8 protein-coding genes are annotated in these 15,866 nt (G+C 36.8%); 3 read left to right on the top strand and 5 right to left on the bottom strand.

Annotated features, from left to right (window positions below; all coding sequences use genetic code 11):
* Positions 1 to 149: 149 nt before the first annotated feature.
* From PSF86_RS02320 to PSF86_RS02300, 5 genes are all read right to left on the bottom strand, one after another.
* Positions 150 to 2,921 (bottom strand): alpha-L-rhamnosidase, encoded by a 2,772-nt coding sequence (locus tag PSF86_RS02320; protein WP_277898446.1) that lies wholly within the window; start codon positions 2,919 to 2,921, stop codon positions 150 to 152.
* 19 nt (positions 2,922 to 2,940) lie between these two features.
* Positions 2,941 to 4,470, bottom strand: a complete 1,530-nt coding sequence (locus PSF86_RS02315) for a RagB/SusD family nutrient uptake outer membrane protein (protein ID WP_277898445.1) — start codon at positions 4,468 to 4,470, stop codon at positions 2,941 to 2,943.
* Between the two features lie 10 nt (positions 4,471 to 4,480).
* Complete coding sequence (locus tag PSF86_RS02310; RefSeq protein ID WP_277898444.1) at positions 4,481 to 7,591, bottom strand: SusC/RagA family TonB-linked outer membrane protein; 3,111 nt, start codon at positions 7,589 to 7,591, stop codon at positions 4,481 to 4,483.
* Positions 7,592 to 7,954: 363 nt separating this feature from the next.
* The gene (locus PSF86_RS02305; RefSeq protein WP_277898443.1) at positions 7,955 to 9,676 is read right to left on the bottom strand and encodes a DUF3863 domain-containing protein; all 1,722 of its coding nucleotides are present in this window, start codon (positions 9,674 to 9,676) and stop codon (positions 7,955 to 7,957) included.
* Between the two features lie 95 nt (positions 9,677 to 9,771).
* Positions 9,772 to 10,818, bottom strand: a complete 1,047-nt coding sequence (locus PSF86_RS02300; protein WP_277898442.1) for a GntR family transcriptional regulator — start codon at positions 10,816 to 10,818, stop codon at positions 9,772 to 9,774.
* Positions 10,819 to 10,995: 177 nt separating this feature from the next.
* On the opposite strand from PSF86_RS02300, the gene PSF86_RS02295 reads away from it, so the two are divergent.
* The 3 genes from PSF86_RS02295 to PSF86_RS02285 all read left to right on the top strand — a co-directional run bounded on the left by PSF86_RS02295 (position 10,996) and on the right by PSF86_RS02285 (position 15,865).
* A complete protein-coding gene (locus PSF86_RS02295; RefSeq protein WP_277898441.1) occupies positions 10,996 to 13,092 on the top strand; it encodes a bifunctional aldolase/short-chain dehydrogenase in 2,097 nt (698 codons plus the stop codon).
* Positions 13,093 to 13,203: 111 nt separating this feature from the next.
* Entirely contained in the window at positions 13,204 to 14,481 is a 1,278-nt protein-coding gene (locus PSF86_RS02290) for a sugar isomerase (protein WP_277898440.1), read from the top strand.
* 10 nt (positions 14,482 to 14,491) lie between these two features.
* Positions 14,492 to 15,865: an FGGY-family carbohydrate kinase gene (locus PSF86_RS02285; protein ID WP_277898439.1), complete on the top strand. Its 1,374-nt coding sequence runs from the start codon at positions 14,492 to 14,494 to the stop codon at positions 15,863 to 15,865.
* Position 15,866 lies beyond the last annotated feature (1 nt).

The raw sequence follows: 15,866 nt of genomic DNA, 5'->3' as shown, positions 1-15,866 counted from the left end.
AATAAAAGGCTGTCTTACGACAACCTTTTTGTTTCATTTATATGTATTCCCGATCATATTGCAGCTTATATCGACTGGTCATAAAGCCATATACTGACCCTTTAAAAAAGAAATTTGACATTGTTCATAGTTAAATAAAGGACAACAGGTTAATCATCAATTGAAAAGTTATAGCCTCCCGAACCAATATAAAGAATAGTTTCCTCTGAATTGGTTTCTATTTTGATGTTCTTATCAGAAGTAGCTATTTCATTATTATTCTCTTTTATTTTATTTACTTGAGTTTCCGGAAAATGTATTTCAGCAGAAGTATTTACTGGAATTTCAACCCTATAAATTACACGATTACCATCCCTTTTCCAATGGGAACGTATGTTTCCATAATATGTTTCCAAACTTGCATTTACTTCATTTAATTGCTCTCCATTGTTCTGTTTCTTCACTTCTTCTGAAACATATTTACTTTCAAAATGAGGCGTCAAAACAATTTTTTTGTATCCTGTTTCTCCCATTTTTTCAGAATTATTTATTCCTGCGAGCTCTCTGTACATCCAATCACCGATTGCGCCATATGCATAATGGTTAAATGAATTCATGCCCGGAGTTTGAAAAGAACCGTCGGGTTTGCGTCCATCCCAACGTTCCCATATTGTTGTTGCTCCTGCCGTTACAGGATATAGCCATGAAGGATATGTTTGCTGCATTAAAAGCGTATATGCCAAATCGTGATAACCGTATCTTGAAAGTACCAAACATAAGTATGGGGTTCCCAGAAAACCTGTTGTTAAATGGTAATTATAGCTTTTTATATTCTCAACCAAGCGTTCAACTGCCTGAGCTCTCAAATTTTCAGGCATCATCCCAAAATGTAAAGCTAAAACATAAGCCGTTTGCGAGCTCGAAACCAATCTTCCGTTGGGGGTCATATATTCACTTACAAAAGCATTTTTTATATGCTGAAGCAGCGCAGTATATTTTTCTACATCCTTATTATTTTCCAATACTTTGGCGGCATTGATCAATAATTGAACGGAATGCGCATAAAAACACTGAGCAATTAAATATTTATCGGTAATAGCAGCCCTTCCGTCATTATCGTCATCTGGACGATAGAATAGCCAATCCCCAAAATGAAAACCTGTATTCCATAAATAATTTGTACTCTTACTACTCATGTAATCCACCCAGGATCTCATGCTTGAATATTGCGTTTTCAGCACATCCTTATTTCCATAAATCAAGTATATATCCCATGGTATGATAGTTGCAACATCTGCCCATCCAGCTGAACCAGCAGAATTTTCTCCAAGTACATTTGGAATTACAAAAGGCACACTTCCATCCTTTTTTTGGTCCGCAGCAACATCTTTCATCCATTTTGAAAAGAAATTATCTACATGCATATTATAGCCAGCTGTTTTAAAAAATACCTGGGCATCTCCTGTCCAACCAAGTCTTTCATCCCGTTGCGGACAATCGGTAGGAACATCTAAAAAATTTCCCTTTTGCCCCCATTGAATATTATGCTGAAGTTGGTTCAATAACTTATTTGAGGTGGTAAAACTGCCCGTTTTTCGCATGTCAGAATACAGAACTACCGCTTTAAAGTTATTCAATGAAATTTTGTCTTTCATGTTTCCTTTTATTCTAATGTACCTAAAGCCCTGCCATGTAAAATGCGGTTGAAAATGTTCTTTCCCCTCTCCATTTAATACATAATTATTTTCCTGCTTCGCAGCCCTTAAGTTTTCGGTATAAAAATTACCTTCCTTATCCAAAACTTCTGCATGATCGATGATTAAACTATCCCCTTTTTTCCCCTGTACTTCCACTTCAACAAAACCAACAAGGTTCTGCCCAAAATCAATTATTTTATCTCCTTCGGGTGTTATAATAATATTTAGGGGCTTTATAATTTCGTGTTTTCTTACAGGTTCGTTATAGGTTGCAATTAAATTTTCATATCCGTAGTTTTGTACTTTTACAGGTAGCCAAGAACGGTCCTTATAGCCTGTTTCTATCCATTCCCCCAGTGTTTTTCTAGCATCAATTGTTTCTCCGTTATATATTTCTGAGCTTTGAATTGCACTTTTGGCAGATTTCCAATTTTTATCTGTGCCTATAATTTCTTGCGTACCGTCGCTATATTCTATTTGTATCTGCATGAGTAATGCCAGTTCACTTCCATATAGATTTTCATTATCCCCCCAACCAAGTGCGCTTCTATACCACCCACTGCCTAACAAGGCTCCAATGGCATTTCTTCCTTGTTTCAACATATTGCTTATATCGTACACTTGATACTGTAAACGCTTGTTGTAGCTGGTCCAACCTGGAGTTAAGTAATCATTTCCGATTTTTTCTCCATTTAGAAAAGCTTGATACATTCCGTGCGAGGTAATTACAACATATGCATTTTCTATTTTCTTTTGAATTTTAAATTCACTCCTCAAAGCTGGGCTTGGTCGTAAAGAATCCTCTAGATATCCTGCCGAAATCCATTGGGATTTCCAATCGGTTTTATTTAAAATTCCCATTTGCCAAAAAGCAACATTACTCCATTTGGATACTTTCCCCTTTTCGTCCCAAACACGAACCCTCCAATAATACTTTTTCAAAGATTTCATTTCGGGACCTTGGTACATAATTCTGACCGACTGATTTGAAGTTACTTTATCACTATCCCAAATTAAATCATTATTAAAACCTGTTCTATCGTTGCTTACTTGAATTTGATATGCAGACTGAGTTTTACTCTTTTCTCCTGAAGATAACACCCAAGTCAGTTTTGGTCGAAGATTGTCAATTCCCAAAGGGTTTACCCTATTTTCGGCAAGTAACTGGTCTACATTTATCTGTGAAAAAGTGGGCAAACAAAACAGTGCTATTACAAATATTGAAATTAAGTTTTTCTGCTTCATTGTATTATTTTTAAGTTAATTATTGAGGATTCTGTTCCAAACCATCTAAGGTTACTGCTCGTTGAGGAATTGGCAACAATAGTTTATTTTCTGATACATTATAGGCACCTGCCGGGATAATATCTGCCCTTAATGTCTGTTCTTCTTCACCATGGGCATTCATCACCTCAACTGCATTACCTGAACGAATCAAATCATACCAACGGTGGTTTTCAAAAGCCAGTTCTATTCTTCTTTCATGAAAAACAGCGTTTCTAAATGCTTCTTGATTCCCTGCATCTACTACTGTTAAGTCTTCAAGACCAGCCCTTTCCCTTATTTGGTTTACAAGATCAAAAGCTTCACCATTGGCTACATAAGCCTGCTCATTTAAACACTCTGCCATCATTAACAGTACATCAGCATAGCGAAAGGTAGGAAAATTAACACTTGTGCTCCCACTCAAATCAAAACCAAAATTATATTTGCTTACATAGGGCTGATTTACAAAATTACCATCATTATCAACAAAACCTTCCTGCATTGAAATGTCTTTGCGCAAGTCTCCTTCTTCATAAGCTCGAATCATATCCTGTGTTGGTGTGTTCCACCCCGATCCCGAATTTAAATTGAGCATTTGGGGGTCTCCGGTAACAATATTCCCCGAATTATTTGGGGCAAACTGGTACATAAAATTACTCCCCTGACCTTCTTCAGAACCAAGATATTGTACCGCAAATATAATTTCGGTATTTCCTTTATTGTTTGGATTAAATACATCCTTGTAACTTTCATCAGAACCAGTTACCAAACTATAGCCTGTAATACCTTTTAATACTGTTAATGCCTCTGTATATTTTTTTTGAATCATATATACTTTCGCCAAAAGAGTTTTTGCTGCTCCCGATGTAGCCCTGCCTCGATCGATATCGCCATATGTTTTAGGCAGTAGGTTTTCAGCATCCATTAAATCTGCTATAACACTTTCGTAAATTGCATCTTTTGAAGCCCTACCATCACTATTGGCCTCGCCCGGGTCTTGAGTTGTGGATAATTCTAATGGGACACCTCCAAACTGAAGTACCAAGTTGTAATAATAAAAAGCTCGCAAGAACTTAACTTCACCAATAAATTGATTTTTTTTGGAAGCTGTTAACCCCTCTATTTTATCAATATTTTCCAAAACCGCATTACAGCGCGCAATTCCGTCATAAGAACCATTCCATAAACCTCCCATGGATAAGTCATGCGAAGCATCTGTTAAAAAATAGTCTACCAACCCTCTGTTTTCCAATCCACGGTCTGCTTGATAAAATTGAAAGGTTGTATTATCTGAGCGCATTTCAGCAAAAACCCAATATTCTAAATTGGTGAGATTCCTCAATGGAACATAAGCTCCATTTACAGCTTGTTCTATTTGTGTTGGCGTTTTAAAAAATGACTTTTCATTAAGATTTGTTTGTGGTTCAAGTTCAAGATAGTCATCGCTACAGCTTACAGCCATGAATAAGGCCATAAATAATAGATGGCAATATTTTACATTATGTATTTTATATATATTCGTTTTCATAATCTATGTATTAAAATGAAAAATTAAGACCTAATATGAATGTTTTAGCTAATGGATATGAAGTAAAATCCATGCCCGGCACAAGTGCCACGCTTCCTCCCCCTCTGTTTAATGGACTCGCTGCTTGTGGATTTGCTCTTTCATAGGCACTGAACATCAGTGCATTGTTAACAGTTGTATATATCCTTAATCTTTTTATAAAACTGTTTTCACCAAAAATTTCGCTCGGTAAGTTATACCCAAATGTTATATTCCGAAACCTAAGAAACGAAGAGTCTTCTACCCAACTAGAGTTTACGTCCCGATATATCACTCTTGCTCCATTTGTGGTGGGTGTTTTTCCATCGCCCGGATTTTCCGGAGACCTCCAGCGGTTAAAAACATCGGTTGTAACATTGAATATTCCATCAATATTATCTAAAAATTGATTGGCACCCACTAAAAGTTCGCCTCCATATTGACCGTCAATAACAATACTTAAATCGAAGTTTTTGTATGAAAATGAATTGGTAAGTCCAAATGTAAAATCGGGATATGGATTACCTATGACATCAAAATCGTTTACCGCTTCTATTACTCCATCGCCATTTACATCTTTATATTTTATAGAGCCTACTACAGATGAAGAATGTTTAGGCGAGTTGTCAAAATCTTCTTCATTCATATAAACCCCTTCTATTACATAACCATAAAATTGCCCGATTGGTTTTCCTACTTGAGTAATATGTGTTGGGTTTCCCTCCCCGCTTCGCCCGGAAAGGATAAAATTGCTATCCCCGTCAAGGGCTAATACCTTATTCTTATTAAAAGCAATGTTAAAGTTTGTAGTCCAACTAAAATCACCTGTGAAATTTCTGGAATTAATAGCTACTTCAAGACCTTGGTTAAGGATTTCCCCTCCATTAATAGTTGCAGAACCAAATCCAGACGAAAAAGGAATTTGTGTATCAATTAGCATATTCTCGGTATTTCTTCGGTAATAATCCAATGTTAAATCCAAACGATTATTTAAAAAAGAAGCCTCAAGCCCTATATCCAATTGTCTTGACTCTTCCCATGTTAAATTTGGGTTTCCAAGGGAGTTCAAGTAGCGCCCGCTGGCTATACTATTTCCAAAAACATAATTAGATGTTCCTACAGTTGAGATATATGTATAGTTCCCGATGTTGAAATTACCAGACAAACCATAACTAGTTCTTAATTTCAAATTATCAAAAAAAGAATTTTCCATAAAGCTTTCTTCACTTATACGCCATGCTGCTCCAATAGATGGGAATGTTCCATAACGATTTTCACTGCCAAACCTTGAGGAACCATCAGAACGAATAGTAGCAGTTAACAAATACCTGTTTAGAAAATCGTAATTTACCCTGGCAAAATATGATATTAAGGCCCATTCTTCTACTCCTTGCCCATAAGAAGAAATTCTTCCAGCTGCCCCTAAAGTCTCTATTTCATCATCTGGAAAATCCGTTCCATTTACAGAAATAGATTCTGCCGTTTCTTTTTGATTTGAATATCCTGCTGTTATCCCAAGGGAATGCTTTTCATTGAAATCCTTTTTATAATTCAGTAAAAATTCTGAAGACTGATTTAAAATATCCCCTTCGGAAACACTCAGGGTGGGAACATTTGGAGGCGGGCTATTGGTATTTCCTAAAAAGCTTGGATAAAACCGTGAACGCTTCCCGTTATTATAATCAACTGTAAAAGTATATTTGGCTGTAAACCCGTTAAAAATTTCAAATTCTGCAAATGCACTGGCAATTCCCCTAAACTCCTCTACTTCTGTTCCTGCATATTCCAATTCGTTTAATGGGTTTGGAGCACTAAAAAGACCCGGACCGCCAATATGGGGCGTCCTATTTCCATTTTCGTCGGTTACTGGAATAATTGGATTAAACCATTGTGTTTTTCCTATAATATCAAGAAAATCCCGTTCCAGATCATTTATATCCTGTTTACTAAATGTAGGTGCTAGACTTAACCCCACTTTTACCTTTTTACCTATGTCAGCATTAAAATTTGTTCTCATGGTGTACCTTTCATATCCTGTATAGCGAACTACACCTTCTTGATTAAAATACCCTAATGACATAGAACCCCTTAAGCTTTCCGACCCTCCTCTAACATTTAAATTTACATTTTGTTGAAGTGCCGTTTGAAGTATGGTATCAAACCAATCGGTACCTTCACCGTATTGTTCTGGGTTTTGATACATTTCTGGAATCACGGCATCTGCCACTGTACCACCAGCTGCAATAGCCGCATCTTCCCTAATCTCTTTTTGAAATTGTGCAAATTCCTGTGCATTAAGCATATCTGGTCGTCCCTTTTCTGGTACTGTTTGAAAACCAGTATATGTATTGAGATCGACTTGCAATTTACCTGTTTTTCCCTGCTTTGTTTTAATAATCAGTACCCCATTTGCTCCTCTTGACCCATAAATTGCTGTTGAACTGGCATCTTTGAGTATGGATATAGATTCTATATCATCAGGGTTAACCAAGTTAAGGGGGTTACTGGTTTGATTAAAACTATTGCTAATAGGAAATCCATCTATTACTACCAATGGATCTGAATTAGCTCCAATGGAACCTACCCCTCTAATATTAATTTTTGAAGCTCCACCGGGTGTCCCGGTAACAGTACTTACTTGAACACCGGGAACTTGACCTGCTAATTTTTGATCTAATGAAGACACTGGTATATCTTCAATATCTTTTGAACTTATTGTGGCTACAGAACCGGTTAGATCTTTTCGTTCCTGGGTTCCGTATCCTATTACAACCACTTCATCTAATTGGGAAACATCTTCTTTAAGTGCTACATTAATATTTTGATTAGGGGAAACTTTTACTTCTGTAGATGCAAAACCAATATAAGAAACTATCAGAGTAACTGTTGATGAACCTATAGAAATTGTAAAATTTCCGTCAAAATCTGTTGTCGTTCCATTAGAGGTCCCTTTAATCATTATGTTGGCTCCAGCAATAGGTATTCCTTGATTATCTGTAACATTCCCGGTTACACTTTTCTCTTGAGCCTGTATGGATTGTCCCAAAACAAAAATCAATAAGAAAAGAGTCGTTAGGCTGAACTTCTTTGTACTTCTTTTCATAAGTAAATGAATATTAATTAGTTAACATTAGTTTTCCTTTTGTTTATATAAGGATATTTACAATTCTTTCCATTTTTTGAGTTTATGTAGAAAGCTGTGTAAACGTTTAACCAATATTACTAATAGGGAATCCCATTTCTATCCTGCACTATCCTGTTAAGTTGGAAAAGCGATAAAAAATTTGCCAAAAAAAGTAGTTTTATGGACTATTTTGTATTAAAAAAAAAGAATTTCGTAATGAATTCATGTAAACTTTTCTCCATGGCTTTCAAAATGTTTTGTTTCATAAATCCTGCACATTAAAAAAATCCTCCATACAATGTGTAGAGGATTTCATATTTATATTTTCGTTTCTTTTTATGTCTAATTACTGGAAAAGCTAACATTTATGATATTCTCTTTAGGTGTAATCCTATATACCGTGCAGCTATCTGGAACAGAAAAATTACCTGTTGACGCTTTAAAAGTATATGCATGACCTTGAAAATTGCAGTTAATTTGATTGTTTGTAATCGATGTATAAGGCAAGTCTACTTCTTTAGGAGCTGTAAAATCTAAATACCATATAAGATTTTCGCCTGTTTCCATTTTTAATTGAATGCCTTGTTCCTCAAAAACCAGAATCAATTTGGCTTCATGATTTTTAATAGGCCAAGACACCCTTAAAACACCATGTTCAGGGCTTGTAACTTTTGGTGTTTTTCCTATTATTAATGACTCTTTGCCTTGTTCCATTATTTTAAAACGTAATCCTGCTAAATCATTGGCTTTACTCCACAGGAATCCATCAATTATAGGTTGTGTAAAGAAAAGTGCCTGATTAGAAGCAACAGGCTTAGTTAGATAAGATGATTCTATGTCTTCATCAAATACATGAATATCGCGAAAGCGTAATGAATTATTCTCCCATAATAAGTTTGCTCTATAAAATCTGCTGTTGTACCAAACTGTTTTCATGTCACTCCCCTTCATATCGGTCGTAACAGTTACAGAAGTTGCAGGCGTTGTTTGGTATTTCTTCTTAAACCAGAAACCAGACTCTTTTAATGTCTCAACTTTTACTTTATTTTCATCTCTCAGTTTTGCGATTAAAGGGAGTTGAATATGAAACCCTTTCTTCATAGCCGACCATGTAAATGAATTTTCCTGACCGGCTTGAGTATATGCATATTCCATAGATTCTCCGTTAATAAATTCTTTAAAGTACCAATCCACCCATTCTTTATTTCCTCCAGCTTCTTTATATACAGGCTCTAAAGTTATTACTCCTTGCCTATCAGATTCTAAGCCGGTATCGTATTGCCTTACCGGATCGCTCCCCAGCATTCTAAAAATTGGTACGGGTATTTGACTTTCTTCATTTTGTGCCGGCATATACGAATTTACCTTACTTGGATAATAGGCTTGGTTCCAATATCCTCCCCATAGTGTATATCCGTCAGTTCCATACTGATCTTTACAATTGGCCGAAACTACGATATCATACTTTTCGTACAAATAGTTTAAGGTATGCGCATCTATAAACCAAGAAGCTACAGATTTTGGATAATACCCAAATACCCTTTTAAAATCTTCCATATATACATCGGCCAGTTGCTCTCGTTCTTCTGGGTTATAACCGGTTGAAAAGCCAACGTCGGCATGCCAATCCCATGGAAAACGCCCTCGCCATATTAGTCCTGCTTTCTTTACCATCGGTTGTGGAATTTCCCACCATGCACCTATTTCAAATTGATCTTTTGGCAGATTTTTTAACAATTCTTGGTAACGTTTATCGACCAAAGCATCATATTGCAATAAAAATGTTCCTTTTAGATTATATTTTTTCATCATTTTAACCTGCTCTACAACAGTTTCATACAATACTTCTTTTGTGATTTTTGGATCTCTCGGCTCTATATCCCTGATAAAATTTACAATATTGATTATTTTGGGCTTTTTATCTTGATTATTGATTTTGTCAGGCCCATCATTCTTTTTACTACAGGAAGTAATGAAAATAATTGAAGTTGCTATAAGCGTATACTTTATTGCATTTTTTTTATTGATGCACATAAGGTATTTAATCATTCTTTTGTAATACATAGATTGTTTTGTTTAACTTATTTTGGCTTTTATTTCATTTCAATATTAATTACCAATAATAAGAATCTTATCCTGTAGTGTACTGCTATATTCGGTCATACAGAAATACGTTCAATAAAATGGAAAGGATTTTTAATTTTCTCGTAAGAATTATTCATAATCATTTCAGCAGCTTTCTCTCCCATTGCCTTAAAGTCTGTGCTTACCACGGTTATATCAAGCAACTCTTTAAGAGGTGTATCGTTGTAAGAAATAACGCCTACACTTCTGCCCATAATAAACCCTTGGTCCCTAATCATTTTAACCAAATTAACCAAGTCGTTCTCCTCTATTACAATATAGGCGTCAAGGGGCTTTATTTCCATGTCTTGGTATACTTCATCAAGAATTTCATAGTCAAATTCATGTGTCCCGCAAAATTTTACAAAACCTCTTAAAATACGTAATGGATATGGATAGATTACTTTTCTCGGGTAGATTAAAAACAATTTCTTATACCGTTTTAATTTTTCAAACCCCTTGGTAAGCGCATCAAAAATATCATTCTCAAAATCTTGGTATATTTCCCTTATAGTACCAGAAATTTGCAGTTTGTTGTTATCCATTAAAACAAGTTTGTGCTTTGGGATTTCATTTATTGCAGCCGTTATTTCATCAGTATAACTTAGGTGTTTTAAACTATCATTTTTAAAATGTGGCATTATAATATAATGATCGTAACTATTTTTATGTTTCTCAATTAAATTTAAAAATAATGTCTCATCACAATGATATATGCTCAAATCTACATGAACATCAGCTCCAATGGCATTGGTAAACGATTTGAAAATCCTCATTTTGTAAGAACTGGGCTTATTAATAAGAAAAAGAATATTCTTTTTTGCTATGAGTTGTGTTCTGGAAACATAATATCCTTTCCCTTTTACCGATGTTATTATTTTTTTTTCTTTAAGGATATTATATGCTTTTTCAACAGTATCTCTAGAAAGGTAGTATTCGGCACTAAGTTCATTAATAGAAGGTATGCGTTCTCCCATTTCTAGTTTTCCGCTACTAATGTTCCCAATAATCGAGTTTACAATTTGTGTATATTTAGGCACACGTGACTCTTCCAAAATACTAATATTCAATTTCTTGTCCATGGAATAGATTTTTCCAAGTTTATTATTACATAAAGAATGGACATAAAAGTAAACAAATAATCCAAATTCCCTATCTTGTTATAATTTCCCTTGCTACAGGATAGTGCAGGATACCTTATCGATGTACGCCATATAACTTTGAAATAAATTTGTGTAAAAGTAGAAACCCATTATAACATGAAAAAAACCTTTAAATACGTAAACTATCTTTGGGATGATAAAAAAGCCAGTGCTCTAAACGGGAACGAAGTTGAACTTTTCTTATACCGCTCCAATATATTAGGCGCAGACCTTAGAATTACCAATTACGGTGGAGGAAATACCAGTTGCAAGACCATTGAAAAAGACCCACTTACCAATGAAAATGTGGAAGTAATGTGGATAAAAGGTTCCGGTGGCGATATTGGGACCCTTACGCGTGCCGGTATTGCCGGTTTATACACCAATCGGTTAAGAAGCTTGAAAAATGTATATAAAGGTTTGGAAGATGAAGATAGGATGGTTGGCCTTTTCAACCATTGCATATACGATCTCGATAGCAGGGCCCCGTCTATTGACACCCCTTTGCACGGATTATTGCCATTTAAGCATATTGACCATTTACACCCCGATGCCTTGATTGCCGTTGCAGCCGCAAAAGACAGTGAAAAGGTAACTAAAGAAATATGGGGGGATTCCATGGGATGGGTACCTTGGCAACGACCGGGATTTGATTTGGGTTTACAACTAGAAAAATGCCTGAACGAAAACCCCGGAATTCGCGGCATTGTTTTGGGAAGCCACGGACTCTTTACATGGGGGGATACTTCCCATGAATGTTATATGAATAGTTTGGAGGTTATTGAAATGGCCTCGGAATATATCGAGAAAAAGGTAAAAGAAAATGGCAACGTCTTTGGCGGTGAAAAAGTAACAAGTCTACCTTCAGAAAAAAGAAAAGAAAGAGCCGCCCTATTAATGCCCCTATTACGGGGGTTATGTTCTTCTGAAAAACCAATGATTGGGCATTTTACCGATAGCAGAACCGTACTGGAATATATAAACAGTAACGATCTGGAACGTTTGGCCCCAATGGGAACTTCGTGCCCGGATCATTTTTTACGCACTAAAATTCAACCTTTGGTTCTTACCCTGGATAAAAATGAAGATGTAACATCCCATCAAACGCTTTTAAAAAAATTAGCACCTGCCTTTGAACGGTACAGAAAAGAATATGAAGATTATTACAACAATTGTAAACACAATAACAGCCCTGCCATGCGGGATCCCAATCCGGTTATTATTATCTATCCGGGAGTTGGCATGTTCTCTTTTGCCAAAAACAAGCAAACGGCACGTGTGGCAAGCGAATTTTATGTAAATGCCATTAATGTAATGCGCGGTTCCGAAGCCATTTCTCAATACACATCCTTGCCAAGACAAGAAGCTTTTGATATTGAATATTGGCTACTCGAAGAAGCCAAATTGCAACGCATGCCTGCCGAACAGCCCCTTTCCAGAAAGATTGCCATTGTAACCGGTGCAGGGGGCGGCATTGGTAAGTCGATAGCCGATAAGTTAGTTGCCGAAGGTGCCAATGTGGTATTGACCGATATTAATGAAACCTATTTAAAAGAAGCTGAAAAAACATATAAAAAAGATCAGGTAACAACCGTTGTTTGCGATGTAACCCAAGAAGATTCTATTCAAAAAGCCTTCGAGCATGCTGCGCTTGCATTTGGGGGCATAGATATTATTGTTCATTCCGCAGGATTGGCCATCTCCAAATCTTTAGAAGACACTACCTTAAAAGATTGGGACCTGTTGCAAAATATTCTTGTAAAAGGGCAATTCTTAATGGCCCAACAAGGAGTTGCCATCCTAAAAAAACAAGGCTTGGGAGGTGATATTGTAAATATTGCCAGTAAAAACGGACTGGTAGCCGGGCCGAACAATGTTGGTTATGGAACCGCAAAAGCAGCCCAGCAACATATGACCCGCCTATTGGCCGCCGAGCTCGGGGCCAACAAAATAAGGGTCAATACCGTAAATCCCGACGGTGTTATTGTAGGAAGTAAAATTTGGGAAGGCGAATGGGCCGAAGGCCGTGCCAAAGCCTATGGAATTTCCGTAGACGAGCTTCCCGCCCACTACGCAAAAAGAAATTTATTGAACGAAATTATTTATCCGGAAGATATTGCCAATGGTGTATTTTCACTCGTGGCCATTCTGGATAAATCTACCGGAAACATAATAAATGTGGACGGTGGAATGGCAAATGCATTTGTTAGATAGATGCACAGTTGTTAGTTAGCTTAAGTAAATCTTCCATAGGTTTTACCAACCTATGGAGATTTATTTTTAAATTCACTCAGGTTTTAAAAAACCTGTAAACAATCTAAACATATGATTATTAACCCAGACCAACTAAACACCAATAAAAACGATATTTCCATTCATAAAAATCAATTCGATCATTTAGCTTCATCTCTTTCAAAACAAGGTATAGAAGTAGATCAAATTGTTGCCAAATTAGCCAATTTTCAGGTTGCCATACCCAGTTGGGCATTAGGAGCCGGGGGAACCCGATTTGGGCGGTTTTCATATTATGGTGAACCGGCTTCATTAGAGCAAAAACTGGAAGATATTGGGATAATCCATGCCCTTACAAAAAGTGCCGGAGCTGTTTCCCTGCATATTCCATGGGATATTCCTGAAGATTATAAAGCAATTAAGGAGCTGGCAAATAGTTTGGATATAAAATTCGATGCGGTAAACTCCAATACGTTTCAAGACCAGCCCAATGCCAAAGAATCGTATAAATTTGGATCGCTCAGCAATACCAGCAAAACTGTAAGAGACCAGGCCATTGCCCATAACAGGGAAGTTATCGATATTGGCAAAGAACTAGGTTCTAAAAGTATTACCGTTTGGTTGGCAGACGGGAGTTCGTTTCCCGGGCAAAACAACTTTCAAACGGCGCTTTCGCACACGCAAAATAGCCTAAAGGAAATTTATAATGTCCTTCCCGATGACTGGAAATTGTTTATTGAATACAAACCTTACGAGCCTTACTTTTACAGTACGGTTATTCAAGATTGGGGCACTTCTTTCCTGCTGGCCAACGAATGTGGCGAAAAGGCCTATACTTTGGTAGATTTGGGGCATCATTTACCCAATACCAATATCGAACAAATAGTTGCTACCCTGATGTGGAAAGGCAAGTTGGGCGGTTTTCATTTTAACGACAGCAAGTATGGCGATGACGACATAACGGTAGGTTCCATAAAGCCATATGCACTTTTCCTTATTTTTAATGAATTGGTCTACGGAATGAACAACAACCCGCAAAACCCGGAACTTTCCTGGATGATCGATGCCAGCCATAATTTAAAAGACCCGTTGGAAGACCTCATTCAATCTTTGGAAGCCATTCAGGTTATCTATGCTAAAGCGTTATTGGTAGACCAACATCAACTTAAAGAAGCACAAAAAAATAATGATGTTACCTTGTGCCAAGAAATACTTCAAAATGCCTATTTAACAGACGTCCGTCCGCTTGTAAAACAAGCCCGGCTGCAACAACATGGAGCTATAAACCCCTTAAAAGCCTATAGATCGCTTTTGGTAAGGGAACAACTGGTAAAAGAACGTGGAAAGCATACGGTGGCCACCGGCCTATAACGATAGAAAGATGAAAAAGAAAGTTACCGCTGTATTCGATATCGGAAAGACCAATAAAAAGTTTTTCCTTTTTGATGAAGAGTTTCAAGAGGTGTATCGTGAATATGTACGCTTTGATCCGATTGAAGATGAAGACGGCCACCCGACCGAAAACCTAGAAAAACTTCAAAATTGGCTAAAAGACCTGTTCCACCAAATTTTAGAGGCGAAAGAATTTGATGTAAAGGCTATTAACTTTTCATCCTACGGGGCCAGCTTTGTCCATTTGGACGAAAACGGGGAGGCGCTCACCCCCCTTTACAATTATACCAAGCCCATCGAAAAATCGTTAATCGATTCATTTTATAAAAAATACGGCCCGGAAATAGGGTTTACAAGACAAACGGGTTCCTCCAGGGAAGGCATGCTCAATTCGGGCATGCAATTGTATTGGCTTAAACATACCAAACCCGAAATATTTAAAAAGATCAAGTATTCGCTACACCTGCCACAATACCTCAGCTATATTTTTACGGGAATTCCATTAAGCGAATATACCAGTATTGGTTGCCACACCGCCTTATGGGATTACTACAAAAAAGATTATCACCAGTGGGTTTATCAAGAGGATATCCATAAAATTTTACCGCCCATTGTATCTACCGAGACCAGTATTAACATGAACTACAATGGAAAACGCATTAAAATTGGCGTAGGCATTCACGATAGCTCCGCGGCTTTATTACCATATGTAAGAAGTTTGAGCGAGCCGTTTATATTGGTTTCCACAGGTACTTGGAGTATTGCTTTAAATCCTTTTTCGTCATCTGAATTAACCACAAACGATGTCACAAAAAATTGTATTAATTATATGCGGATTAATGGAAAACAGGTAAAAGCTTCGCGGTTATTTTTGGGCAACGAGTATAAAATTCAGGTAAAAAAGTTGGCAGAAATGTACGGGGTTCCACAAGATTATCATAAAACAGTAAAATTCAACGAAGATGCTTATTATGAAATCAACAAAGAATTTGAACACCTTTTTAAATGGGAAAGCATTTCCAACGAAGTGCCGTTAGTTGCCACCAAGCTACCTTATGATACTTTTGAAGATGCCTATCACCATTTAATGATCGAACTGGTTAAACTACAGGTTAAAAGTATAGAAATGGTCAAAAAAGGCGACATCATTACAAAATTGTATATTGACGGCGGTTTTAGCGATAATGACATCTATATAAAATTATTATCGCATTATTTAAGGAATATGGAATTGAGCACAACAGATGCTTCCTTGGGGTCTGCCCTGGGTGCGGCCATTAGTATTTCGGACACGCAGCTTAATTCTAAATTCCTCAAAAAGAATTATTCGTTAAAAAAACATGTTCCGCTCATTATAAAATAAC

Source organism: Galbibacter pacificus (genome assembly GCF_029603165.1).
GTDB lineage: Bacteria > Bacteroidota > Bacteroidia > Flavobacteriales > Flavobacteriaceae > Galbibacter > Galbibacter pacificus.
Note: the sequence above shows the minus strand (reverse complement) of the source record. Positions and strands in the feature narration are given on the sequence as shown.

Coding starts and splice junctions, on each gene's coding strand:
- PSF86_RS02305 (WP_277898443.1), bottom strand. CDS start 9,676: ATGTATTACAAAAGAATGATTAAATACCTTATGTGCATCAATAAAAAA.
- PSF86_RS02300 (WP_277898442.1), bottom strand. CDS start 10,818: ATGGACAAGAAATTGAATATTAGTATTTTGGAAGAGTCACGTGTGCCT.
- PSF86_RS02310 (WP_277898444.1), bottom strand. CDS start 7,591: ATGAAAAGAAGTACAAAGAAGTTCAGCCTAACGACTCTTTTCTTATTG.
- PSF86_RS02315 (WP_277898445.1), bottom strand. CDS start 4,470: ATGAAAACGAATATATATAAAATACATAATGTAAAATATTGCCATCTA.
- PSF86_RS02295 (WP_277898441.1), top strand. CDS start 10,996: ATGAAAAAAACCTTTAAATACGTAAACTATCTTTGGGATGATAAAAAA.
- PSF86_RS02290 (WP_277898440.1), top strand. CDS start 13,204: ATGATTATTAACCCAGACCAACTAAACACCAATAAAAACGATATTTCC.
- PSF86_RS02320 (WP_277898446.1), bottom strand. CDS start 2,921: ATGAAGCAGAAAAACTTAATTTCAATATTTGTAATAGCACTGTTTTGT.
- PSF86_RS02285 (WP_277898439.1), top strand. CDS start 14,492: ATGAAAAAGAAAGTTACCGCTGTATTCGATATCGGAAAGACCAATAAA.